This window comes from Halovibrio salipaludis (assembly GCF_002286965.1).
GTDB lineage: Bacteria > Pseudomonadota > Gammaproteobacteria > Pseudomonadales > Oleiphilaceae > Halospina > Halospina salipaludis.
Genome location: NZ_NSKD01000001.1, coordinates 498,671 through 520,958, shown reverse-complemented (window position 1 = coordinate 520,958; position 22,288 = coordinate 498,671). Strand labels below are relative to the sequence as shown.

Genomic DNA, 22,288 nt, shown 5'->3' with positions numbered 1-22,288 from the left:
GGTTACGCCTCTCTCAGTCGGAAATGGTTTACGCAGCTTTGTTTTCCATTTCCTTCGCTTTTTCGACCGCCTCGTCGATGCTGCCGACCATGTAGAAGGCCTGCTCGGGCATTGAGTCATACTCACCGTCCAGGATGCCCTTGAAGCTGCGGATGGTCTCCTTCAGGGACACGTACTTGCCAGGCGAACCGGTGAAGACCTCGGCCACGAAGAACGGCTGCGACAGGAAGCGCTCGATCTTACGCGCCCGGTCAACGGTCTGCTTGTCTTCCTCGGAGAGCTCATCCATGCCCAGAATGGCGATGATGTCCTTCAGCTCCTTGTAGCGCTGCAGTACACCCTGTACACCACGGGCCACATCATAGTGCTCCTGGCCAATAACCAGCGGATCGAGCTGGCGACTGGTGGAATCCAGCGGATCGATGGCCGGATAGATGCCCTTGGCCGCGATGTCACGGGCCAGTACCACGGTCGCGTCAAGGTGCGCGAAGGTGGTCGCCGGTGACGGGTCCGTCAGGTCGTCGGCCGGTACGTAGACCGCCTGGACGGAGGTGATGGAGCCGGTCTTGGTGGAGGTGATCCGCTCCTGGAGCTTGCCCATCTCCTCGGCCAGTGTCGGCTGGTAGCCCACCGCGGAGGGCATACGGCCCAGCAGCGCGGACACTTCCTGACCCGCCAGCGTGTAGCGGTAGATGTTGTCGATGAACAGCAGGACGTCACGGCCTTCGTCGCGGAACTTTTCGGCCAGGGTCATGCCGGTCAGGGCGACACGCAGGCGGTTCCCCGGCGGCTCGTTCATCTGACCGTACACCATCGAGACCTTATCCAGGACGTTCGAGCCCTTCATCTCGTAATAGAAGTCGTTACCCTCACGGGTCCGCTCACCCACACCGGCGAATACCGAGAGACCGGAGTGCTCCTTCGCGATGTTGTTGATGAGCTCCATCATGTTCACGGTCTTGCCCACGCCGGCGCCGCCGAAGAGGCCAACCTTGCCGCCCTTGGCGAAGGGGCAGATCAGGTCGATGACCTTGATGCCGGTTTCCAGCAGCTCTTCCGAGGCCGACTGGTCGGCATAGCCGGGCGCCTTGCGGTGGATGGTCCAGCGCTCTTTCTCACCGATCTCACCCACCTCGTCCGTGGGCTCGCCCAGCACGTTCATGATGCGGCCGAGGGTTTCCTCGCCCACCGGCACCTTGATGCCTTCGCCGGTGCCGGTCACGCTCATGCCGCGCTTCAGGCCTTCGGTGGTCCCCATGGCGATGGTCCGGACCACGCCGTCACCGAGCTGCTGCTGGACTTCCAGAATGGTGCCCACGTCATCGAGCCGCACGGCATCATAGATGTTGGGTACGGAATCGCGCGGGAATTCCACGTCGATAACCGCCCCGATGATCTGAACGATACGTCCACTACTCATGCTTGCTTCCTCACTAACTCAGTATTCGGTATCGCCTTAAACGGCCGCTGCACCACTGACAATTTCGGAAATTTCCTGCGTGATGTTGGCCTGACGGGCCTTGTTGTACTCGGTCTTGAGATCGTCGATGATCTCGCCGGCGTTGTCGGTCGCGCTCTTCATGGCGATCATCCGAGCGGCCTGCTCACAGGCGATGTTCTCGACCACACCCTGGTACACCTGGGATTCCACATAACGGGTCAGAAGCCCGTCAAGCAGGGTCCGCGGATCCGGCTCGTAGAGGTAGTCCCAGCGGTACTTGCCTTCCGGCTCCGCTTCCGCCTGGAGCGGCAGCAACTGCTCGATGGTCGGCGTCTGGGTCATGGTGTTCACAAACTGGTTGTACACCACGTAGAGCCGGTCAATGCTGCCGTCACGGTAGGCATCCAGCATCACCTTGACGCTGCCGATGACCTGTTCCGCGCTGGGCCTGTCCCCGAGCTGGGTTTCCGAGGCCACGATATTGCCGCCCACCACGTTCAGGAAGACGCTGGCTTTCTGACCGAGCGTGCAGAAATCCGACGGCACGCCCTTGTCGTTCCAGGCCCGGCTGTCCTGAAGCATGGTCTTGAACAGATTGTTGTTCAGACCGCCGCAGAGGCCACGATCCGTGGAGACGACGATGTAGCCCACGCGGTTGGCTTCCCGAGCTTCCATGAACGGGTGCCGGTAGTCCGAGTCGGCTTCGGCCAGATAGCCGATCACATCCCGGATCTTGCTCGCGTAGGGGCGGGTCAGCTCCATGCGCTCCTGGGCTTTACGCATCTTGCTCGCCGCCACCATCTCCATGGCGTTGGTGATCTTCTGCGTATTCTGGATGCTGGAGATCTGAGTGCGTATTTCTTTTCCGCTGGCCATAGTTCAGTGCCTTTTCCGGTTGATCGCTCCGCCACAGTGACGGGGCCCGAAGGCCCCGAACGGCATTACCAGCTCTGGGTCGACTTGAACTTATCCAGCGCTGATTTCAGACCACTCTCGATCTCGTCATTCAGCTCGCCAGTGTCGTTGATCTTGGCCAGCAGCTCAGACTGCTCGGTGCGCATGTAATCCATCAGCGCCTTTTCAAAGGCCACGATCTTCTTGGCGTCCACGTCCTCAAGATAACCCTCGTTGGCGGCGTACAGTACCGTCGCCATCTCACCGACGGACATCGGCGAGTACTGTTCCTGCTTCATGAGCTCTGTAACACGGGCACCGTGCTCGAGCTGCTTGCGGGTCTGCTCATCCAGATCGGAAGCGAACTGTGCGAACGCCTGGAGCTCGCGGTACTGGGCCAGAGCCAGACGGATACCACCACCAAGCTTCTTCATGATCTTGGTCTGCGCGGAACCGCCCACACGGGAAACCGAGATACCGGCGTTCATCGCCGGACGGATGCCCGAGTTGAACAGGTCCGTCTCCAGGAAGATCTGACCGTCAGTAATGGAGATCACGTTGGTCGGGACGAATGCGGATACGTCACCGGCCTGGGTCTCGATGATCGGCAGTGCCGTCAGTGACCCGGTCTTGCCGGTTACCTCACCGTTGGTGGCCTTCTCAACGTACTCCGGATTGACCTTGGACGCACGCTCCAGCAGACGGGAGTGGAGGTAGAAGACGTCACCCGGATAGGCTTCACGGCCCGGCGGACGGCGCAGCAGCAGGGAGATCTGGCGATACGCCCAGGCCTGCTTGGTCAGGTCGTCGTAGATGATGAGGGCGTCTTCGCCGCGATCACGGAAGAATTCACCCATGGAGGTACCGGCGTAGGGCGCCAGGAACTGCATGGAGGCCGGATCGGCAGCGCCGGCGGCGACCACGATGGTGTTGTCCATGGCACCGTGCTCTTCCAGCTTGCGCACCACGTTGGCGATGGTCGACTGCTTCTGGCCGATCGCCACGTAGATGCACTTAATGCCGCTGTTCTTCTGGTTGATGATGGTATCAACGGCCACAGCGGTCTTACCGATCTGGCGGTCGCCGATGATCAGCTCCCGCTGACCGCGACCAACGGGAACCATGGTATCAATCGGCTTCAGGCCGGTCTGGACGGGCTCGTTCACCTCTTCGCGGGCGATAACCCCGGGCGCTACCTTTTCAATCGGCGTGGTTTCGCTGGTTCCCGCGTCACCCTTACCGTCGATCGGGTTACCCAGAGCGTCCACGACGCGGCCCAGCAGTTCGCGACCCACCGGTACCTCGAGGATGCGGCCGGTACACTTGACCTTCTGACCTTCCGCGAGACCCTCGTCCTCACCGAGCACAACGGCACCGACCGAATCCCGCTCGAGGTTCAGGGCCATGCCGTAGTTGCCGTTCTGGAACTCAACCATCTCGCCGTACATGACGTCGGCAAGACCGTGGATGCGGACGATGCCGTCGGAAACGCTGACGATCGTCCCTTCATTGCGAGCTTCAGAAGACACATCGAGCTTTTCGATGCGCTTCTTGATGATCTCGCTGATTTCGGATGGATTCAGTTGCTGCATGCCTGTGTCCTCAAAAAATTCTGCAAATGACCGCGTGTCGGAATTCGGTTCCTGCCGTGCCTGGCGGACTCAGGCGCCCATGGCGTTGGCGAGCCTGTTCAGGCGCCCGCGCAGTGAGGCGTCGATGACCTCGTCACCCGCTCGGATAACCACGCCGCCGATGATCGACTGATCGGACTCAACACTGAGTTCAACCGAACGATCCAGGCGCTTCTCCAGAGCCTGGGAAAGTCGCTGCTTCTGATCATCGCTCAGTTCAAAGGCGGTGGTCAGCGTGACGTCCACAATCCGCTCGTGATCATGGCGATAGGCTTCGAAGAGTGCCGCAACAGCGGGAAACTGCGCCAGCCGGCGGTTCTCGGCCATGATCTGGATGAAGTTGCTAACCGGCTCCGGGAGCGGGTTTTCACAGACGTCGCTGATGAGCTGGATCTTTTCCTGGGCACTCAGGCCCGGATGGCGCAGGACCGAGGCCATGCGGTCATCACTGGTGATGGCCGCCAGCAGATTGAGCGACTGACTCCAGTCATCGAACTGACCGGTATCGCGTGCCGCCTCGAATGCCGCCCGCGCGTAGGGTCGGGCGAGTGACGTTGACTCTGCCATGTTGGACCTCGTTTACAGTTCCGCGGAGAGCTTATCCAGCATCTCGCTGTGCGCCTTGGCGTCGACGGAGGATTCCAGAATCTTTTCCGCGCCGGCGATCGCAAGAGTGGCAACTTCAGCGCGCAGCGCATCCCGTGCCTGTTGGCGTTCCTGCTCGATCTCGTCGCGGGCCTGGGCCAGCAGCCGATCGCCCTGTTCGCGGGCTTCGGTCTTGGCCTCTTCCACAATCTGGTTGGCGCGCTTGTTGGCCTTTTCCACGATCGTGGCCGCTTCGTCACGCGCTTCCCGCAGTTCCTGGGTTGCCCGTTGCTGGGCCAGTTCCAGGTCCTGGTTCGCCCGGTCGGATGCGGCAAGGCCGTCGGCGATCTTCTTCTGGCGATCCTGCATGGCCTGGACCAGCGGGGGCCAGACATACTTCACGCAGAACACGATGAAGATGAAGAAGCCGATGGTCTGCCCGATCATCGTGAGGTTGATATTCACGGCGTTCTACCTCTTTCCGATTCGTTGCTTTCGGGACGATGGGGCAGCCGCTTCCGGACCACCCCTGAACCATCCGGTGTTATGCAACAACAAAGATCAGGTAAAGGCCGATACCCACACCGATCATGGAAACCGCGTCCAGAAGACCCGCCATGATGAAGGTCTTGGTCTGGAGCTCAGCGGCCATTTCCGGCTGACGCGCGGTGGTTTCAAGCAGCTTGCCACCCAGCAGGGCAAAGCCAACGGCGGTACCCAGTGCACCAGAGGCGATCATGATTGCAGCGGCGATGATTACGAGTTCCATAACAACTCCTGATTTAACGACGGTTTAGGGGTTTAGATCATCAAAGATTGATGGTTAATGCTCTTCATGGGCCATGCTCAGATACACGATCGTGAGCACCATAAAGATGAAGGCCTGTAGCGTCACCACCAGAATGTGGAAGATCAGCCAGGGCACCTGCAGCGCCCACTGGGCCCAGAACGGCAGCAACGCGATCAGGATGAAGATCACCTCACCCGCGTACATGTTGCCGAACAGCCGGAGCGCGAGGGAAAACGGCTTGGTCAACAGCCCCACGGTCTCAAGGATCAGGTTGAACCAGGACAGGGACCAGTGGTTGAAGGGGCTGAAGGTCAGCTCCTTGGTGAAACCGCCCACGCCTTTCACCTTGATGCTGTAGTAGAGCACCATCAGGAAGACACCGATGGCCATGCCGAAGGTGGCGTTGGGATCGGTGGTGGGTACGATCTTGGTGTACTCGATGCCGATGGCCGAGGTCAGAGCCGGAATGTAGTCCACCGGGATGAGCTTGAGCGAGTTCTGGAGGAAGACCCAGACAAAGACGGTCAGGGCGATCGGGCCGATCATGGGATTGCGGCCGTGGAAGGTGTTCTTCACCAGGTCCTGGGTGAATTCCACCACCATTTCCACCAGATTCTGGAGCTTGCCGGGCTGATCACTGGTGGCGTTCCTGGCCACCATACGGAAAAGAACCAGGAAGATGATGCCTGTCAGCGCCGACATGAAGAGAGTATCAACATGAAAGGCCATGAACCCCATGGCTCGGGCCTCTTCGGCGGACTGGGCCATGGTCCAGGTGGCTTCCTGGAGTTCGGTACCGTTCCGTTCGAAACCGGCCGGCAATTTGCCGTAGGTGAGGTTCGTAAGGTGGTGCTGTATGTATTCCGCTGGAGATTCACCTGCCATGTTCTACTCTCGCCCCGTCATCGGTTTGCAACCCTACTGAACACAAGCGGCGTCAGCATGTGGCTGAGGATCATGGTGCCGAACCCTGTGAACAGGGCCGGCCCGTCGATTGGCTGGATCAGCATCAGCGTGCCCGCCAGCAGAACCACTGTCGCGGACAGCTTGAACATCTCACCGGCCATCATGGCCGCGAAAACCGCCCCCATCCGCCGCGCTCCGCTATGGCGGAAATAGCGCAGGGCAAAAAGGCTGTTCGGTATCCAGTAAGCAAGCCCCCCGAACAGGGCGGAGCGGGCACCGAGCGCCGACTCAAGCAGGAAAAGGCTGCTGATCAGCAGCAGAATTCCCAGCTGTAGCGTGATGAGTCGGCCTACCGGAGGCCGCCTGATGTTCAAAATGCCAACCCTTGTCGGCCGTTGTTAAAGCGGGGCAGATTATAGGGCTTTGGGTGGTCTGGATCAATGAATTTGGATGAAAATTCGAACGATTGCCAGCAGCCGACTACTGGATATGATCAAGAATTCCATCCAGCTCATCCAGGCTGTTGTACTCGATCACCACCTTGCCCTTGCCGCGTTTGCCGTGATTGATGGCCACGCGCGCGCCCAGCCGATCCGCCAGCCGGTCCTGAAGGTTGCGGATGTCCGGATCCTCCTTTTTCGGTTCCGGCTTGGCATTGCCCTGGCCCTGCTCCAGGGTCTTGCGCACCAGCGCTTCCGTCTGGCGTACCGAGAGTGATTTGCTCACCACCTGGCGGGCTACCGGGGCCTGCTGCTGTTCCGACAGGCCCAGGAGGGCGCGGCCATGCCCCATCTCCAGATCGCCGTGTTCCAGCATGATCCGGACCTCTTCCACCAGCCCCATGAGCCGAAGCAGGTTGGTGATGGTGGTCCGGGATTTACCCACGGCGTCGGCCGTCTGCTGCTGGGTCAGGCCGAATTCCTCCTGGAGGCGATGGAGGGCGGCGGCTTCCTCGATAGGGTTGAGGTTCTCGCGCTGGATATTTTCCACCAGGCCCAGGGCAATGGCAGCCTCATCCGGAACCTGACGGATCAACGCCGGTATGCGGTCCAGGCCTGCGAGCTGGGTGGCGCGCCAGCGACGTTCACCGGCGACCAGCTCGTAATGGCCGCTCTCCAGAGGCCGCACCACCACCGGCTGCATCACACCCTGCTGCTTGATGGACTCGGCCAGCTCCTGCAGCGCCTCTTCATCCATGTCCCGACGCGGCTGATAGCGCCCGCGCTGGATCAGATCCAGGGGCAGCTCTTTCAGCTCGGCTTCAATGGCCGGATCCGCCGGGGCGTCATCCTCCAGGTTGGTCCGGGAACCTTCAAGAAGAGCGTTGAGGCCTCTCTGGCCCAGTCCGCGTTTGCGCGATGACATGATGGTTGCTTGTTATCCTGTTCGTTGCTGGTGCGGGTGCCTGCCGTCAAACGGCGACGGCGCCCTCTGATTGCTGGCTGCCATTACGCCTGACCATCTCCCCCGCCAGCGCGAGATACGAGATGGCACCCTTGGAGCTGCGGTCGTAGCGCAGCGCCGGCATGCCGTAACTGGGAGCTTCGGCCAGGCGCACGTTGCGCGGGATAACGGCCGAGTAGACCCGGTCGCCGAAGTAGTCGTTGAGCTGGCGCGATACGTCCAGGGTCAGGCTGTTACGGGGGTCATACATGGTACGCAGCAGGCCCTCGATTTTCAGCGCCGGATTCACGGTTTCCTGGATCTGCTCGATGGTACCCATGAGTGCAGCCAGCCCTTCCAGCGCGTAGTACTCGCACTGCATGGGAATCAGCACCGAGTCGGCGGCGGCCAGGGCGTTGACGGTCAGCAGGTTGAGCGCCGGCGGGCAGTCGATGAGGATGAAATCATAGAGCTCGGTGATGGGCTTGAGCGCCAGGCGCAGACGGTGCTCCCGGCCGATCTCGTTCATCAGCTCCACCTCGGCGGCGGTCAGGTCGCCGTTGGCCGGCAGCACATCGAACCCGGAGTCCGGTGCTTCAGTACAGACGTCGGCAGCGTTCTGGCGGCGGGTCAGCACGTCAAAGCCGCTGACCTTGAGTTCGTTCTTGTCGAGCCCGCTGCCCATGGTGGCGTTGCCCTGGGGGTCCATATCCACCAGCAGCACGCGGCGCTTGGTCGCCGCCAGCGAGGCCGCCAGGTTCACACAGGTGGTGGTCTTACCCACGCCACCTTTCTGGTTGGTTACCGCCACGATGCGCGCCATTACCGTCAGTCTCCTGTCTCGCCCGTGGAATCCGTGCTGTTGCGCCCGATGCGCAGTATCCGCCGTTCCGCGTCCACGCCGGGTACGGTGACCCGACTGTCTTCAAGCAGCTGCCAACCGGTGGGCAGCCCTTCAACCTCGGTGGTGGCTTCCGGGCCCTTCATGGCCAGGTGTTCCCCGTCCTGCGCCAGCAGATGGGCCGTCATGGGTACCATTTCCGCCAGTGAGGCGATGGCGCGGCTTGTGATCTGCGGGAAGGGGCCGCCCTGCCAGTCCTCGACCCGGGAATGCACCACCTGCATGTTATCCAGGCCCAGCTCCAGCCGGCACTGGGTCATGAACCGGGTCTTCTTGCTGTTGCTGTCCAGCAGTGTCACCTGTCTGGACGGCGAGTGCAATGCCAGGACCAGGCCCGGGAAGCCGCCGCCGGAGCCGACGTCCAGTACGGGGCCAGGGCCGAGCCGCGGCACCAGGGTCAGGCTGTCCAGAAGGTGCCGGGCGCACATGGCGCTGCGCTCGCGTACGGCGGTCAGGTTGTAGGCCCGGTTCCACTTTTCCAGTAAATCCAGAAGCCGCAGCATCCGGTCCGCCGTCTCCGGGGCGAGACGGACACCGAGTGCCTCGGTCCCCGCCTCCAGTTCACGGCGCTCCGTGTCCATTCAGGCGCTTTCCTGCTGCAGCAGATCCCGTTTCTTGAGATGGATCAGCAGCTGGGAGACCGCCGCCGGCGTCACGCCCTGAATGCGCGAGGCCTGGGCAATGGTTTCCGGACGTGTTTCCTCAAGCTTCTGCTTCACCTCATTGGACAGGCCACCGACACTGTCGTAGTCCAGATCCTTCGGCAGGGTCATGTTCTCATGCCGGCGCAGGCGCTCGATGTCCGCTTCCTGACGGGAGATGTAGCCCTCGTACTTGACCTGGATGGCCACCTGTTCGGCCACCACCGGATCCTCGGCGCGTTCGCCCCCAATGGCAGCAACCGCCTCGTAGTCGACCTCCGGCCGACGCAGCAGTTCGGACAGGGTCTGGTCCTTTTTCAGGGGCTGTTTCAGGTACTGGTCGGCCACCGCCGCTGCTTCCGTGCCCGGATGGATCCGTGTGCGGTCAAGGCGCTCACGCTCCGCCTGGATGCCTGCGCGCTTGGCCTCAAACGCAGCCCAGCGCTCATCGCTTACCAGACCCAGATTGCGCCCTGTTTCGGTCAGTCGCAGATCCGCGTTGTCTTCACGCAGCACCAGGCGGTATTCCGCCCGGCTGGTGAACATCCGATAGGGCTCCTTCGCCCCCATGGTGATGAGGTCGTCCACCAGTACACCGAGATAGGCTTCGTCCCGACGTGGGTACCAGGGTTCCTCACCACGCGCGGCCAGGGCCGCGTTGAGCCCGGCCAGCAGGCCCTGGGCGCCGGCTTCCTCGTAACCGGTGGTGCCGTTGATCTGGCCCGCCAGATAGAGCCCGCCGATAAAGCGGGTCTCAAGCGTGTGATGGAGGTCGCGCGGGTCCAGGTAGTCGTATTCGATGGCGTAACCCGGCCGGGTGACGTGGGCGTTCTCGAAGCCCGGGATGGTCCGGATGAAGGCCATCTGCACGTCGAACGGCAGGCTTGTGGAAATACCGTTGGGATAGAGTTCCTGGCTGTTCAGGCCTTCCGGCTCCACGAAGATCTGGTGGGAATCCTTGTCCGCGAAGCGGTGGACCTTGTCCTCGATGGAGGGGCAGTAGCGCGGCCCAACGCCTTCAATGTCGCCAGAGAACATGGGCGACTGATCCTGGGCCCCCCGGATGATGTCGTGGGTCTCCGGCGTGGTGCGGGTGATGTAACAGCACATCTGCTCTGGATGCGAATCCGCACTGCCGATGTAGGACATCACCGGTTCGCGTTCGTCGCCGGGCTGAACGTCCATCTTCGAGAAGTCCACGGTCTTGGCGTCGATCCGCGCGGGTGTGCCGGTCTTGAGCCGGCCCACGGTGAACGGGAGCTCCCGCAGCCGTTTGGCCAGGCCGATGGTCGGCGGGTCGCCGGCGCGGCCGCCCTGCTGATTCTGCATGCCAATGTGGATGACCCCCCCGAGGAAGGTACCGGTGGTCAGCACCACCGTGGGTGCCCGGAAGGCGACACCGGTCTGGGAGACCACGCCCTGCACCTGGTCATTCTCGACGATCAGATCCTCCGCCGCCTGCTGGAAGATATGCAGGTTGGGCTGGTTTTCCAGCATGTTGCGGATGGCGGCCTTGTACAGGGCACGGTCCGCCTGGGCACGGGTAGCGCGTACGGCCGGGCCCTTGCTGGAATTGAGAACCCGGAACTGGATGCCCGCCTGGTCCGTGGCCAGGCCCATGGCCCCGCCCAGCGCATCGATCTCCTTCACCAGGTGACTCTTGCCGATACCGCCGATGGCGGGATTACAGGACATCTGGCCAAGGGTCTCGATGTTGTGCGTCAGCAGGAGGGTATCGCGCCCCATGCGGGCCGCGGCGAGGGCCGCTTCGGTGCCCGCATGGCCACCGCCGATGACGATGACGTCGAAGTGCTTGGGGTATTCCACGCTGGACCTCGGGGTTTGCCGGTATCTCTGAATGAACCGCGTAGTATAACCCGAAGCGTCAAGCCTGTGCAGGCGATCCGGACAATTTCTGAACAGATACCATCTATCCCGGAATAACAGACACCTGCAGTGCTTTCGTCACAAAGCACTCAAAAAACTGTCCACAGATTGGAGGCGCCTTAAAAAGCCTTATTTATTACCTAGAATGCTGACGTAAAAGTATTTTTTAAATTTTCTACAGATCTCTCCCTATTCTGTAAACAGAGTTTTCCACAAGGAAGGCGACCTACTGTCTCTGGATCACCAGGACCACCTCGCCCACACGGAATCCCCACCAGGTCATTTCCGTTTCATTGATGACGGTGTCCTCGGTGACACGGTACATCCAGTCATCCATTCGGACATTGTAGGTGCTGCCTCCGAAGGACACTTCCAGCACATAGTTCATGTGGATGGCATTGCCCTCGAACTCCATGAACCCCGGCTCTGTCACATCCCCTGCCGTGGCGTGATAGCCGCCGTCACGGGGTTCCAGGGTCCAGACGCGCGTGTCGGTCTCACCATCGCTGTACGTGAACACCTCGTCCAGGGTACCCACGCCATCCTCATCCCATGACGCATCAATGGTGGCATCGAAATGGCGGATCACCTCGCCGGAACGGTTCTTCACCACACCACGGGCGGTCAGCTCACCCTGGAAGAACTCACTGGGCACCAGCTCCGGCTCCTGGCCCGCATAGTCGTTGATTGCGGGGCCGGAGCAGGCCGCCAGAAAGGGCAGGACCAGAAAAAGAAGCCCGTAGACGCGGCGGGCTGGATGTATGACTGCCATGGGCTGAACCTCCATCGGAATGAGTGACTGTTACTGGATACGTGGGTTTTCCCGGGAGGGTTCATTGGGTGGCCGCAGTGACGTACACAGATGTACACGTCGCCATTGGCTCGAATGACGGAGCTGTCAGAAACTGTCTTCACAGTAAACAGATGGGAGGGTCCGAGATGGCAAGCTACAAGGCGCCTCTGACCGACGTGAATTTCCTGCTCAACGAAGTGTTCGACTACCCCAGTCACTACCAGAGCCTGAGCAACGGGGCCGAGGCGACACCGGACATGGTGGACGCCATCCTCGGTGAATGTGCAAAGTTCTGTGAGAACACTCTGTTTCCGCTCTACCAGAGCGGCGACCAGGAAGGCTGCAAACTGGTGGATGGCGAGGTTAAGACCCCGGCCGGCTACAAGGAAGCCTACGACGAATACGTGGCCGGTGGCTGGCAGGGCCTCTCCAGCCTGGAGGAATACGGCGGCCAGAACCTGCCCGCCTCCCTGGGCCTGATGAAGCAGGAGATGATGGGCACCGCCAACTGGCCCTTCAGCATGTACCCGGGTCTGTCGATGGGGGCCATGAACACCCTGCAGCTTCATGGTGATGAGGATCAGCGCCAGACCTACCTGACGCCGATGACCGAGGGCCGCTGGACCGGAACCATGTGCCTGACCGAGCCCCAGTGCGGCACCGATCTTGGCCAGGTCCGCACGAAGGCTGTCCCCCAGGAGGACGGCAGTTACCGCATCACCGGCACCAAGATCTTCATCTCCTCCGGAGACCATGACCTGGCCGAAAACATCGTGCACATCGTGCTGGCACGCACCCCGGAGGCGCCCAAGGGCACCAAGGGCATTTCCCTGTTCATCGTGCCCAAGTACCTGCCGGATGAGAAGGGCAACGCGGGCGAGGCCAACGGGGTTTCCGTGGGCGCGCTGGAAGAGAAGATGGGCATCAAGGCCTCGGCCACCTGCACCATGAACTTCGATGACGCCAACGGTTACATGGTCGGGGAGGAGAACAAGGGCATGGAGTGCATGTTCACCTTCATGAACACGGCCCGGATCGGTACCGCCATCCAGGGCGTGGGTCCGGCCGAACTCTCCTACCAGAATGCCCTGGCCTACGCGAAGGAGCGTCGCTCCATGCGTGCACTCTCTGGCAAGAAAGAGCCGGAGCAGGTGGCGGACAGCCTGATGTACCACGCGGACGTGCGCCGCATGCTGCTGACCCAGAAGGCGGTGGCTGAAGGCGGGCGGGCCATGCTCTATGATGCCGCTCAGTACGCGGATCACATGGTCTGCGGCCACCTGGAGGAGGACACGAAGAAGATCCAGAAGTACGACGACAAGCTCGGCTTCCTGACCCCGATCCTCAAGGGCTTCCTCACCGAGAAGGGTTATGAGGCCACCAACCTGGGCATGCAGGTATTCGGCGGCCACGGCTACATCAAGGAGCACGGCATGGAGCAGATCGTGCGCGACACCCGGATCGCCACCCTCTACGAGGGCACCACCGGCATCCAGGCGCTCGACCTGCTCGGCCGCAAGGTGCTGATGATGACACAGGGCGGCGCGGTGCGTGACTTCACCCTGCGCATGAGCAACGAGGCGCGCAAGCACCTCACCGACAGCACCCTGCGGCCCTGGGCCTGGCAGATGCTCAAGCTGGCAACCCAGTGGAACTGGCTGACGTTCCGGCTGATGGTCATCGCCCGCAAGGACCGCGACATGGTTTCGGCGGCCGCGCATGACTTCCTGATGTACAGCGGCTATGTCTACATGGCCTTCATGTGGCTGCGCATGGCGGCCGCCGCGCGCCAGGGCCTGGCTGAGGGCGGCGACCAGAGTGAGGATTTCTACAACGCCAAGCTCGCCACCGCTGAATTCTACTTCGAGCGGATGCTGCCACAGGCCCAGGGCCATGCCGACAGCATGCTGAGCCCCAGCGATACCCTGATGCAGCTGGGTAACGAGGCCTTCGCCTTCGATTACTGAACCCCTTTTACCCCTCCCCTGCCGGCCTCCGGGCCGGCTTTTTCATCTCAACCCCCCAGCGGCACCCTGAGGGTCATGCGCACATCGCGCCCGGGGCTCAGCGCATAGCCTTTGTAGGTATCCAGAAAGTCCCGGTAGGTCTTATCCGTCAGATTCCGCACTTCGAGGCTGAACCGCATGGGCGCGCCCGTAACGCCATCCACGGAAAAGCCCAGGGCCAGGTCCGCGACAGTATAGGCATCGGTCGATGCCGTGCCGAAGGGGGCGTTGTCGAACTGGACGAAGGGTTCACCCGGGGCTGCCTCCCTGGAAGCGTTATGCCGGAGACCCAGGCGGACATAGGGACTGCGGGCCCATCCCCAGTTCCCGGGTGTCCAGGTTCCTGCGACCAGCAGTTCGTCAGCCGGCTGGAGTGGCAGGTCCTCACCGGTCTGGTCGTTTTCACCGTCAACGGCACTATAGGTGGTACTCAGCTCAAGCGTTTCAGTCATCTGTGCCCGGGCTGTCAGTTCCACACCTGTGAGGACGGCGTCGGTCTGCTGGTACTGGAACACCGGTAGAGCGTCCTGCGTATTGCCCGTGTCGTGAAGGTAGATGTAGTTGTCAATCGCATTGCGGTAAACCGTGGCACTGGCAGACGTTTGGTGGGAACGCCACCGGAGCGACAGGTCGGTATTCAGCGATTTCTCAGCGTCCAGGTCGTCATTGCCCTTCTGGACCGCCGCAACACCAGCATGCACCCCGTCCGCATGGAGTTCGAAAAGGGTCGGCGCCCGGAAACCACGCCCGATGTTACTGGCAAGCGTCAGGTTATCGGTCAGGGCATAGGAACCACCGAACGAGCCCGATGTCACCGAGTAGTCATTGGAGTCACTGCCTGAGAACGAAGTCGGCGCCGCCGTCTTGCTGCTTTTCGCAATGGTCTCGGTCCAGTCCTGCCGCAACCCAGCCTGCAGGGTGAGACGCCCCAGTGTGCGCTCCTCAAAGGCAAACAGGCCGACATTGGTCACCCGACCTCCGGGCGTCAGCTGGGTAGTGCCCCTGGAGACCTGTTGCTTGGTGCGGTATTCAATCCCCATGCGCCCGGCGTCGAGAAACGCCAGTTGGCCGTGTCTGGCCTCGAGACGCGTGGTGTACTGATCGAATTCAATGTCGATGGTCCCATCAAACAGCTCATCCCTCGGGACACCGGCCGCGTTCGACTGGCGCAGGTTGTTCTGCCATGCCAGGGTTGGCTCAAGGGTCCAGGTGTCATTGACCGGCAACGTGGCGTCCAGGCGAAGTTCGTCGTTTTCCAGATTCTGGCCGACACCCTCGGGGCCCTGGCCAGGCGGCTTGTTGCCGGCCGGGGGCGGCAGCAGGAAGTTGTGTTCATTGCGCCATCCGGTATAACGCATCCGTACCTCGCCGAAGGTCCCACGATAACCGACGCCGATTTGGCCGTTGGTCTGGTCAAAGTCCGTGTAATCCAGTGATCCGGTGTAGGCGGGTGCCCGCCGTTTGCCGGCGTCACTGGGCGGCGGCGGGAAGAAGGTCCGATCATCCGGCACGGTGACATCGCCGGCATCCCGGTGGATGATGCCGCCGGTAAACGTCCAGCGCTCTCCCTGGCTGGTTCCCTTGAGCCCCAGGTCATTCTGGCTGTTGTTGGTGGCATGTCCCAGCAGTGCCTCGCCGCTGGTGTTAGGCGACCCACCACTGTTGAACGTCAGGGGCAGCGGTTTGACGTCCACGGCGCCACCCAGCGCATCAGAACCGTAGAGGATACTGGATGCCCCACGGACAACCTCAATGCGCTCGCTCAGGAAAGGTTCAACGTTGGGTGAATGCCGGGTACCGAACTGCTGGTGGTCCACGCCGATACCGTCGGACAGGATCCGCACCCGATTACCGGAGAGACCACGGATAACCGGTTTACCCGCTTGATTGCCAGCATTCACGGTATCGACACCAGGCAGGTGATCCAGCGTCTGGCCAAGAGTAGCGCTTTCGCGGCGATCCTTCTCCTCGCCCTGCAGGACGTCAATCTGGGCGGCCTGCATCAGGGGCGACCCGGGAGCGGGCGCGCCGGCTTCCACAACGACCTCATCAAGAGCCATCACCCCGCTGTCCGTATCCTGTCCCAGGGTCAGCGCGGGTGCCATTGCAAGACCCAGAACGCCCATGGTTCCCGGGATGGCATCGGATAGCCGTCTGGCATCGAAGGGTCTCAATTGCATGGTTCCTCCTTCCAACGTTATAGCATTACTTCTTTAAACGATATTCCAGTAGCAACGTCCTCTATCAGATGTGTTGAACTGGAATCCGACCCGGTGCCTTACAATGAATTAACGGATGTTATATCATAACATTAATAGACACAACCTGATCGGCAATGATTCAGGCGGCTGATGAATCGGTTGGGTAGGGGTTATTTGCCGATGCAGAAGGAGCTGAAGATTTCGCCCAGGAGCTCATCGGGCGTCATGGCCCCGGTGATTTCGCCAAGCGCGTCCTGAGCCTGACGCAGATCCTCGGCGAGCAGTTCGCCGGCACCAAACTCGCTGAGCTGGGTCTGGCCCTGAACGACCATGGAGCGGGCCCGCTCCAGGGCATCGAGATGACGCCGACGGGCCATGTAGCGCCCTTCAGCAGCGGTCTGATAGCCCATGCAGTCCTTCAGGTGTTCCCGCAGGGTGTCGACGCCCTCCCCGGACTGGGCGGACAGCCGGATGACGGGAGTGCCATCGTGGTCGGTGAACCCGGGCGCTTCTCCCGAGAGATCCACCTTGTTGCGGAGGACGGTAACCGGCAGTCCTTCCGGCAGCTGGCGTGGCAGCCCGGTTCTGAGGGTTGCGGGATCTGTATCCGGCGTTGTGATGCTGTCCACCAGCAACAGGACCCGGTCGGCCTTCTCGATCTCGGCCCAGGCCCGGTCGATGCCGATGCGTTCCACTTCATCGGCGCTGTCGCGCAGGCCCGCGGTGTCAATGATGTGCAGCGGCATGCCATCAATCTGGATCTGCTCTCGCAGCACGTCCCGGGTCGTGCCCTCGATCTCGGTCACGATGGCTGTGTCCTGGCCGGACAGGGCGTTAAGAAGACTGGACTTGCCGGCATTGGGTTTACCGGCAATGACCACCTGCATGCCGTCCCGCAGCAGTGTCCCCTGGTGGGCTTCCTGTACGGTGCGGTCCAGTGATTCCAGCAGGGCCTGGAGATCCGCGGCAACCTTGCCGTCACCGAGGAAATCCACATCCTCGTCCGGAAAATCGATGGCCGCCTCCACATAGACCCGGAGCTGGACCAGTTCCTCAATAAGTCCCGAGACCACCCTGGAGAAGGCACCCTGAAGGGATTGCAGGGCACTTCGAGCCGCCTGTTCCGAGCTGCTTTCAATAAGATCGGCAATGGCCTCGGCCTGGGCGAGGTCCAGTTTATCGTTCAGGAAGGCGCGTTCCGAGAATTCCCCCGGGCGTGCAAGTCGGGCTCCCCGGGTTGTGGCGGAAGCCAGGATCCGGTCCATGAGGACGGGTCCGCCATGGCCCTGGAGTTCAAGGACATCCTCACCAGTAAAGGAATGCGGACCGGGAAAGTACAGGGCAATACCCTCGTCCAGGACATCACCCGTCTCGTCCAGGAAAGGGGCATAGTGAGCGTACCTGGGCCGGGGCTCAAACCCCAGGAAGGCTTGCGCCAGGACCAGGGCCTGTGGCCCCGAGAGGCGGATAACGCCAACACCCCCGCGGCCCGGAGGCGTAGCGAGGGCGGCGATGGTATCCCGGTCAGCACCGCTCATGGCGCGTCAGGGGATCAGCCCTTGGCGGACTTCCCCTGCTCCTTCTCGATCTGGCGGTAGATGAAGAACTGCTGTGCCATGGAGAGCACGTTGTTGCTCAGCCAGTACAGCACCAGGCCTGCCGGGAACCACAGGAAGAAGAAGGTGAACATGATCGGCAGCAGCTTCATCACCTTCGCCTGAACCGGATCCGGTGGTGTCGGGTTCAGCTGCATCTGCAGGAACATCGAGCCGCCCATCAGGATCGGCAGGATGAAGTACGGATCCATCACCGAGAGATCGTTGATCCACAGCATGAAGGGTGCGTGGCGCAGCTGCACACTCTCGAAAAGCACCCAGTAGAGGGAGATGAACACCGGCATCTGTACCAGTATTGGCAGGCAGCCGCCCAGTGGGTTGATCTTCTCCTTCTTGTAGAGATTCATCATCTCCTGGGAGAGCTTCTGGCGATCATCGCCGTACTGTTCCTTGAGACGCTGCATCTCGGGCTGGACACGGCGCATGTTGGCCATGGAACGGTAACTGGTGGCCGAGAGCTTGTAGAAAGCCAGCTTCACCACGACCGTCAGAAGGATGATGGCGACACCCCAGTTGCCGGTCAGGTCATGGAACCAGTCCAGAAGGTAGAACAGGGGCTGGGAGATGAAGAACAGCCAGCCGAAATCGACGGTGCGGTCCAGGTTGGGCGCAATGCCCTGGAGCCGCTCGATGATCTTGGGGCCGACGTACACCCGGGAACTGATCTCTTTTTCTTCACCCGGAGCCACCTCGGTACCGGGACTGACAAAGCCCATGACATGCAGGTTACTGCCACGCTGGCGGGTCTGGTAACGATGGGTCTCTTCCTGGTCCGGGATCCAGGAACTCATGAAGTAGTGCTGAAGGAAGGCAATCCAGCCGCCTTCGACCTGGCGGTTGAGGGGGTTTTCCCTCAGATCCGAGAATTCGTATTTGGTATAGGGATCCTGGGGCGTGCTCAGAACCATGCCGAGAAAGGCCTGGACACCGAGGATCCGCTGGCCGGTAGGATCACCGCTCTCATCACGTACGATGCGACCGGAGAAGTATCCGTTCCAGGGCTCACTGGAATTGTTCCGGATATGGTAGCTGACCTTCAGGCGATAGTGATCCCGCTCAAAGGTGTAGCGTTTGATGATCTGTACCCCGGAATCCGTTTCATGGGTCAGATCCACCGTCAGACTGTCCTCGCCTTCATCCAGGCGGTAGCTGTCTGATTCGCTGGTGAAGGTCAGATTGCCGTGGCCGCGTGCGGAACCACCGTCACCGAGAAGACTGCTCTCGAGGATATAGGTGAGTTCGTCATCGTTCCGGAGCAGCTTCAGGGGTTTGTCCGACTCCCGGGTGCGGGTGTGTTCGGGCAGCCAGGCTTCCACGAGATGACCGCCGTTGAGGCTGATGCGGGCGTCCAGAACGTCCGTCCTAACCCGGATGGTGTTACTGCTGTCGGCGGTTCCACCGGAGGTGGTCGTTTCTTCAGGGCTGGTCTCCTGATTGGCAGTAGCCATGTCTGATTCAGGGCGTTCGAAACCATCACCGGTATCGCTGCTGTCGCTACTGTCCGGAGGCTGTTGGCTCTGGGTTCCACTGTCAGCGGGAGCGGACTCCTCGGCTGCCACGGGTTCAGTGGAGACGGATTGCTGGTGATAATCCTCGTTCCAGGCCATGACGAGGAGGTAGCTGACTATGGCCAGACCAAGCCATATGGCGACGCGGGGGATATCCATGGATTGGGTCATCCTTTGCGTGAACAGGATTGATGGGTCGGGGGAACCCCTGGAACCGGATCATAACCGGATGTGCCCCAGGGATGGCATCGGAAGAGACGGTGCAAGGCGTAGTAACCTCCCCGGAGCATGCCGTGCTGTTGGATCGCGCTCGCGGCGTATTCGGAACAGCTGGGCGTGTGCCGGCAGTGAGGAGGCATCAGCGGACTGATCCCGTACTGGTAGATGCGAATCAGCAGAAGAAGCAGCCAGCGCATTGGGTTATCCCGTTTTTACCGGAGACCGGGAGGTCGCCTGTTGGCCCAGCTTCCGCCACGCCCGGTCGAGTTCCCGGAACAGTTCGGCATTGTCCATGGTATTGCCGCCAGGCCGGGCCAGCACGATGATGTCCAGAGCTGGCAGATCATGCTGTCGGTGCCTGAAGGATTCCCGTACGGCACGCTTGAACCGGTTGCGCGCCGTAGCCTTGGGCAGATGCCGACGGGCCACGATGATGCCCAGACGGGGCAATGCCCGGGATTCGTCGGAACTCCGGGCAAGCATCAGGAATCCGCGGCTGCCGAACCTGAACTCGACACTGTTGAATACCCGCGTGTAATCACGACTGTTGAGCAGTCTTGCCTGGCGGGGAAATCGGAGGTCAGGCGGCAACTGGACGGGTTCAGACGCTGAGGCGCTTACGACCCTTGGCACGACGGCGCGCAATCACTTTGCGGCCATTCTGGGTTGCCATGCGGGCACGGAAACCATGGGTCCGCTTGCGCTTGAGGTTACTCGGCTGAAAGGTTCGTTTCATGGTGATGGTCCTGTTCAGGGCTGCGAATGTCGGAACAATGGTTTCGGCCGATGGTCCGAACACGGAGCTGCCACCGGGATGCGGGATTCTAGTCAATTTGTGGCGTTCAGACAATGGGCAGCGGTGCCGGAAAGGCCTGTCAGTTACAGTAGAAACAAAGTTTTTATCTTTAAGGAATCAATAAGACTGTTGTTACTGTTATTAGGGAGGCGGTTTTCTGTGGATAACCGGTTTCGGGCGGCTGGTGGCGCCAATCCAGAGTGGGGACGCTTCTGTTCAGTTGCGCTTGGTAACCTGGGACTAACAGGGGGTATGGAATGGGTATAACAGGGGGTGGCTGACCGGGGGGCGGGTTATCAACGGGTTCGTCCGGGGGTTATACGGTCGTGAACACACGGTGTTTGCACAGGAGGTTGTGGATAAGCTAATTCAAGGGGAATTGATCTGTAATTTTGTGCACGACTCTGTTTGCAAGTTGGTAGTTTTCTGAATGAAAACGAAAAAGTTATCAACAGGGTGTTTATATCGTTGCTGTGGGGGCTTTTACGGGCGGTGAGCGGCGCGTAGAATACCGCTCTTGCCGGGGAGAGACCCGTCCGAAGAAGAACAATGCGAGGTCAGCAGTCGTGGCACAGGAAATCTGGCAGCAGTGTCTGGAACTGTTACAGGATGAGTTCCCCGCCCAGCAGTTCAATACCTGGTTGCGTCCGTTGCAGTCGCGCAACGATGGGGGGGCTCTGGTACTGCTTGCACCCAATCGGTTTGTGCGCGACTGGGTGAGCCAGAAGTATCTGGATCGTATTGAAGAGGTCATCCGGGACCTGAATGGCGCCAAGGGGCTGCAGGTCGAGGTCAAGGTGGGATCCGCGGAGGACAGACAGCCCCGGTCGAGTCAGCCCCAGGCCGATCGTGGTGACAGGGCGGTGAAACGCCAGTCAGCTGACAGCGCGGGCTCCGAAGTGGGATCGGCCAGCGCGGAAGTGGCACCGCCGGTTAATGATGCGGAACTGAATACAGCCGATGAGCGCCCGGTTGAGGATTCACCCGTGGCCGCGCGTATTGCCGGGCGGGCCAAGGGTGGAGGCGATGATCGCCGGGCCAATGTCGAGGGTGGCGTCCAGCACAGCGAGACCTTCCTGAACCAGCAGTTCACGTTTGGCACCTTCGTTGAGGGTAAATCCAACCAGCTGGCGCGGGCTGCCTCGAGCCAGGTGGCGGAAAACCCGGGCGGTTCCTACAACCCGTTGTTCCTCTATGGCGGTGTGGGTCTGGGTAAGACCCACCTGATGCACGCCGTGGGCAACGAGATCGTGCGCCGCAATCCCGGGGCACGCGTGGCCTACCTGCGCTCCGAGCGCTTTGTGGCGGACATGGTCAAGGCGCTGCAGCTCAACGCCATCAATGATTTCAAGCGCTTCTACCGGTCCCTGGATGCCCTTCTGATCGACGATATCCAGTTCTTCGCGGGCAAGGAGCGCTCCCAGGAGGAGTTCTTCCACACCTTCAATGCGCTGCTTGAGGGCGGCCAGCAGGTGATCCTGACCTGCGACCGTTTCCCCAAGGAAATTGTGAACATGGAGGAGCGGCTCAAGTCCCGGTTCGGCTGGGGTCTGACGGTTATGGTGGAACCGCCCGAGCTCGAAACCCGCGTCGCGATCATCATGAAGAAGGCGGAGCAGGCGCAGGTCAGCATCAGCAACGAGGCGGCCTTTTTCATTGCCCAGAAGATCCGCTCCAACGTGCGCGAGCTGGAGGGTGCGCTGAAGCTGGTGATCGCCAATTCCCACTTCACCGGCCAGCAGATTACACCGGCATTCATCCGGGAAAGTCTCAAGGACCTTCTGGCGCTGCATGAGAAGCAGGTCAGCATCGACAATATTCAGCGGACCGTGGCAGAGTACTACAAGATGAAAGTGGCGGATCTGCACTCGAAGCGCCGCACACGCTCGATCACACGGCCCCGCCAGATGGCGATGGCACTGGCCAAGGAGCTGACCAGCCACAGCCTGCCCGAGATCGGCGATGCCTTTGGCGGCCGGGACCACACCACGGTCCTGCACGCCTGCAAGAAAATCGAGGAACTGCAGGAATCGGACGCCAATATCCGCGAGGATTACCAGAACTTCCTCCGGCTTCTGACCACCTGAATC

At 61.0% G+C, this 22,288-nt stretch carries 21 protein-coding genes; 2 read left to right on the top strand and 19 right to left on the bottom strand.

Annotated features, from left to right (window positions below):
* Nucleotides 1-28 precede the first annotated feature (28 nt).
* From atpD to CK501_RS02510, 13 genes are all read right to left on the bottom strand, one after another.
* Complete coding sequence (gene atpD, locus CK501_RS02570) at nucleotides 29-1,420, bottom strand: F0F1 ATP synthase subunit beta (protein ID WP_095616148.1); 1,392 nt, start codon at nucleotides 1,418-1,420, stop codon at nucleotides 29-31.
* Between the two features lie 36 nt (nucleotides 1,421-1,456).
* Nucleotides 1,457-2,317 carry a F0F1 ATP synthase subunit gamma gene (gene atpG / locus CK501_RS02565; RefSeq protein ID WP_095616147.1) on the bottom strand — a complete coding sequence of 287 codons (861 nt, stop codon included), beginning with the start codon at nucleotides 2,315-2,317 and terminating at the stop codon, nucleotides 1,457-1,459.
* 65 nt (nucleotides 2,318-2,382) lie between these two features.
* On the bottom strand, nucleotides 2,383-3,927 hold the full coding sequence (atpA, locus tag CK501_RS02560) for a F0F1 ATP synthase subunit alpha (RefSeq protein WP_095616146.1): 1,545 nt from the start codon (nucleotides 3,925-3,927) through the stop codon (nucleotides 2,383-2,385).
* Between the two features lie 69 nt (nucleotides 3,928-3,996).
* Nucleotides 3,997-4,533, bottom strand: coding sequence for a F0F1 ATP synthase subunit delta (locus CK501_RS02555; RefSeq protein ID WP_095616145.1), 537 nt, complete (start codon nucleotides 4,531-4,533; stop codon nucleotides 3,997-3,999).
* Between the two features lie 12 nt (nucleotides 4,534-4,545).
* Nucleotides 4,546-5,016 carry a F0F1 ATP synthase subunit B gene (locus CK501_RS02550; RefSeq protein WP_095616144.1) on the bottom strand — a complete coding sequence of 157 codons (471 nt, stop codon included), beginning with the start codon at nucleotides 5,014-5,016 and terminating at the stop codon, nucleotides 4,546-4,548.
* 79 nt (nucleotides 5,017-5,095) lie between these two features.
* Complete coding sequence (atpE, locus tag CK501_RS02545) at nucleotides 5,096-5,320, bottom strand: F0F1 ATP synthase subunit C (RefSeq protein WP_077529949.1); 225 nt, start codon at nucleotides 5,318-5,320, stop codon at nucleotides 5,096-5,098.
* Between the two features lie 54 nt (nucleotides 5,321-5,374).
* Nucleotides 5,375-6,226: a F0F1 ATP synthase subunit A gene (gene atpB / locus CK501_RS02540; RefSeq protein WP_095616143.1), complete on the bottom strand. Its 852-nt coding sequence runs from the start codon at nucleotides 6,224-6,226 to the stop codon at nucleotides 5,375-5,377.
* A gap of 17 nt (nucleotides 6,227-6,243) precedes the next feature.
* Complete coding sequence (locus CK501_RS02535; protein ID WP_158223020.1) at nucleotides 6,244-6,621, bottom strand: ATP synthase subunit I; 378 nt, start codon at nucleotides 6,619-6,621, stop codon at nucleotides 6,244-6,246.
* A 106-nt stretch (nucleotides 6,622-6,727) separates the two neighbouring features.
* Nucleotides 6,728-7,612, bottom strand: a complete 885-nt coding sequence (locus tag CK501_RS02530) for a ParB/RepB/Spo0J family partition protein (protein ID WP_095616141.1) — start codon at nucleotides 7,610-7,612, stop codon at nucleotides 6,728-6,730.
* 46 nt (nucleotides 7,613-7,658) lie between these two features.
* Nucleotides 7,659-8,453: a ParA family protein gene (locus CK501_RS02525; protein ID WP_095616140.1), complete on the bottom strand. Its 795-nt coding sequence runs from the start codon at nucleotides 8,451-8,453 to the stop codon at nucleotides 7,659-7,661.
* Between the two features lie 5 nt (nucleotides 8,454-8,458).
* Complete coding sequence (rsmG, locus tag CK501_RS02520) at nucleotides 8,459-9,112, bottom strand: 16S rRNA (guanine(527)-N(7))-methyltransferase RsmG (protein ID WP_095616139.1); 654 nt, start codon at nucleotides 9,110-9,112, stop codon at nucleotides 8,459-8,461.
* Nucleotides 9,113-10,999, bottom strand: coding sequence for a tRNA uridine-5-carboxymethylaminomethyl(34) synthesis enzyme MnmG (mnmG, locus tag CK501_RS02515; RefSeq protein WP_095616138.1), 1,887 nt, complete (start codon nucleotides 10,997-10,999; stop codon nucleotides 9,113-9,115).
* A gap of 286 nt (nucleotides 11,000-11,285) precedes the next feature.
* Nucleotides 11,286-11,831 (bottom strand): DUF3833 domain-containing protein, encoded by a 546-nt coding sequence (locus CK501_RS02510; RefSeq protein ID WP_198949358.1) that lies wholly within the window; start codon nucleotides 11,829-11,831, stop codon nucleotides 11,286-11,288.
* Nucleotides 11,832-11,998: 167 nt separating this feature from the next.
* On the opposite strand from CK501_RS02510, the gene CK501_RS02505 reads away from it, so the two are divergent.
* Nucleotides 11,999-13,819, top strand: coding sequence for an acyl-CoA dehydrogenase C-terminal domain-containing protein (locus tag CK501_RS02505; protein ID WP_095616592.1), 1,821 nt, complete (start codon nucleotides 11,999-12,001; stop codon nucleotides 13,817-13,819).
* Nucleotides 13,820-13,866: 47 nt separating this feature from the next.
* Here the strand turns inward: CK501_RS02505 and CK501_RS02500 are convergent, their stop codons facing one another.
* From CK501_RS02500 to rpmH, 6 genes are all read right to left on the bottom strand, one after another.
* Complete coding sequence (locus tag CK501_RS02500; protein WP_198949357.1) at nucleotides 13,867-16,038, bottom strand: TonB-dependent receptor; 2,172 nt, start codon at nucleotides 16,036-16,038, stop codon at nucleotides 13,867-13,869.
* 191 nt (nucleotides 16,039-16,229) lie between these two features.
* Complete coding sequence (gene mnmE / locus CK501_RS02495) at nucleotides 16,230-17,597, bottom strand: tRNA uridine-5-carboxymethylaminomethyl(34) synthesis GTPase MnmE (protein WP_095616136.1); 1,368 nt, start codon at nucleotides 17,595-17,597, stop codon at nucleotides 16,230-16,232.
* A 14-nt stretch (nucleotides 17,598-17,611) separates the two neighbouring features.
* Entirely contained in the window at nucleotides 17,612-19,342 is a 1,731-nt protein-coding gene (gene yidC, locus CK501_RS02490; protein WP_095616135.1) for a membrane protein insertase YidC, read from the bottom strand.
* A gap of 8 nt (nucleotides 19,343-19,350) precedes the next feature.
* A complete protein-coding gene (gene yidD / locus CK501_RS02485; RefSeq protein WP_095616134.1) occupies nucleotides 19,351-19,599 on the bottom strand; it encodes a membrane protein insertion efficiency factor YidD in 249 nt (82 codons plus the stop codon).
* A 4-nt stretch (nucleotides 19,600-19,603) separates the two neighbouring features.
* Entirely contained in the window at nucleotides 19,604-20,035 is a 432-nt protein-coding gene (rnpA, locus tag CK501_RS02480; RefSeq protein ID WP_233128830.1) for a ribonuclease P protein component, read from the bottom strand.
* Nucleotides 20,004-20,138: a 50S ribosomal protein L34 gene (rpmH, locus tag CK501_RS02475; protein ID WP_077529936.1), complete on the bottom strand. Its 135-nt coding sequence runs from the start codon at nucleotides 20,136-20,138 to the stop codon at nucleotides 20,004-20,006. The genes rnpA and rpmH overlap by 32 nt, the downstream gene beginning before the upstream one ends.
* A 626-nt stretch (nucleotides 20,139-20,764) precedes the next feature.
* Here rpmH and dnaA point away from each other — a divergent pair.
* Nucleotides 20,765-22,285: a chromosomal replication initiator protein DnaA gene (gene dnaA / locus CK501_RS02470; protein ID WP_233128829.1), complete on the top strand. Its 1,521-nt coding sequence runs from the start codon at nucleotides 20,765-20,767 to the stop codon at nucleotides 22,283-22,285.
* The last annotated feature ends 3 nt before the right edge of the window (nucleotides 22,286-22,288 follow it).

What these genes read in the sequence shown, in the direction of transcription:
- atpD (WP_095616148.1), bottom strand. Translation starts at nt 1,420, where the DNA reads ATGAGTAGTGGACGTATCGTTCAGATCATCGGGGCGGTTATCGACGTG.
- atpG (WP_095616147.1), bottom strand. Translation starts at nt 2,317, where the DNA reads ATGGCCAGCGGAAAAGAAATACGCACTCAGATCTCCAGCATCCAGAAT.
- atpA (WP_095616146.1), bottom strand. Translation starts at nt 3,927, where the DNA reads ATGCAGCAACTGAATCCATCCGAAATCAGCGAGATCATCAAGAAGCGC.
- CK501_RS02555 (WP_095616145.1), bottom strand. Translation starts at nt 4,533, where the DNA reads ATGGCAGAGTCAACGTCACTCGCCCGACCCTACGCGCGGGCGGCATTC.
- atpE (WP_077529949.1), bottom strand. Translation starts at nt 5,320, where the DNA reads ATGGAACTCGTAATCATCGCCGCTGCAATCATGATCGCCTCTGGTGCA.
- atpB (WP_095616143.1), bottom strand. Translation starts at nt 6,226, where the DNA reads ATGGCAGGTGAATCTCCAGCGGAATACATACAGCACCACCTTACGAAC.
- CK501_RS02530 (WP_095616141.1), bottom strand. Translation starts at nt 7,612, where the DNA reads ATGTCATCGCGCAAACGCGGACTGGGCCAGAGAGGCCTCAACGCTCTT.
- CK501_RS02525 (WP_095616140.1), bottom strand. Translation starts at nt 8,453, where the DNA reads ATGGCGCGCATCGTGGCGGTAACCAACCAGAAAGGTGGCGTGGGTAAG.
- rsmG (WP_095616139.1), bottom strand. Translation starts at nt 9,112, where the DNA reads ATGGACACGGAGCGCCGTGAACTGGAGGCGGGGACCGAGGCACTCGGT.
- CK501_RS02510 (WP_198949358.1), bottom strand. Translation starts at nt 11,831, where the DNA reads ATGGCAGTCATACATCCAGCCCGCCGCGTCTACGGGCTTCTTTTTCTG.
- CK501_RS02505 (WP_095616592.1), top strand. Translation starts at nt 11,999, where the DNA reads ATGGCAAGCTACAAGGCGCCTCTGACCGACGTGAATTTCCTGCTCAAC.
- CK501_RS02500 (WP_198949357.1), bottom strand. Translation starts at nt 16,038, where the DNA reads ATGCAATTGAGACCCTTCGATGCCAGACGGCTATCCGATGCCATCCCG.
- mnmE (WP_095616136.1), bottom strand. Translation starts at nt 17,597, where the DNA reads ATGAGCGGTGCTGACCGGGATACCATCGCCGCCCTCGCTACGCCTCCG.
- yidC (WP_095616135.1), bottom strand. Translation starts at nt 19,342, where the DNA reads ATGGATATCCCCCGCGTCGCCATATGGCTTGGTCTGGCCATAGTCAGC.
- yidD (WP_095616134.1), bottom strand. Translation starts at nt 19,599, where the DNA reads ATGCGCTGGCTGCTTCTTCTGCTGATTCGCATCTACCAGTACGGGATC.
- rpmH (WP_077529936.1), bottom strand. Translation starts at nt 20,138, where the DNA reads ATGAAACGAACCTTTCAGCCGAGTAACCTCAAGCGCAAGCGGACCCAT.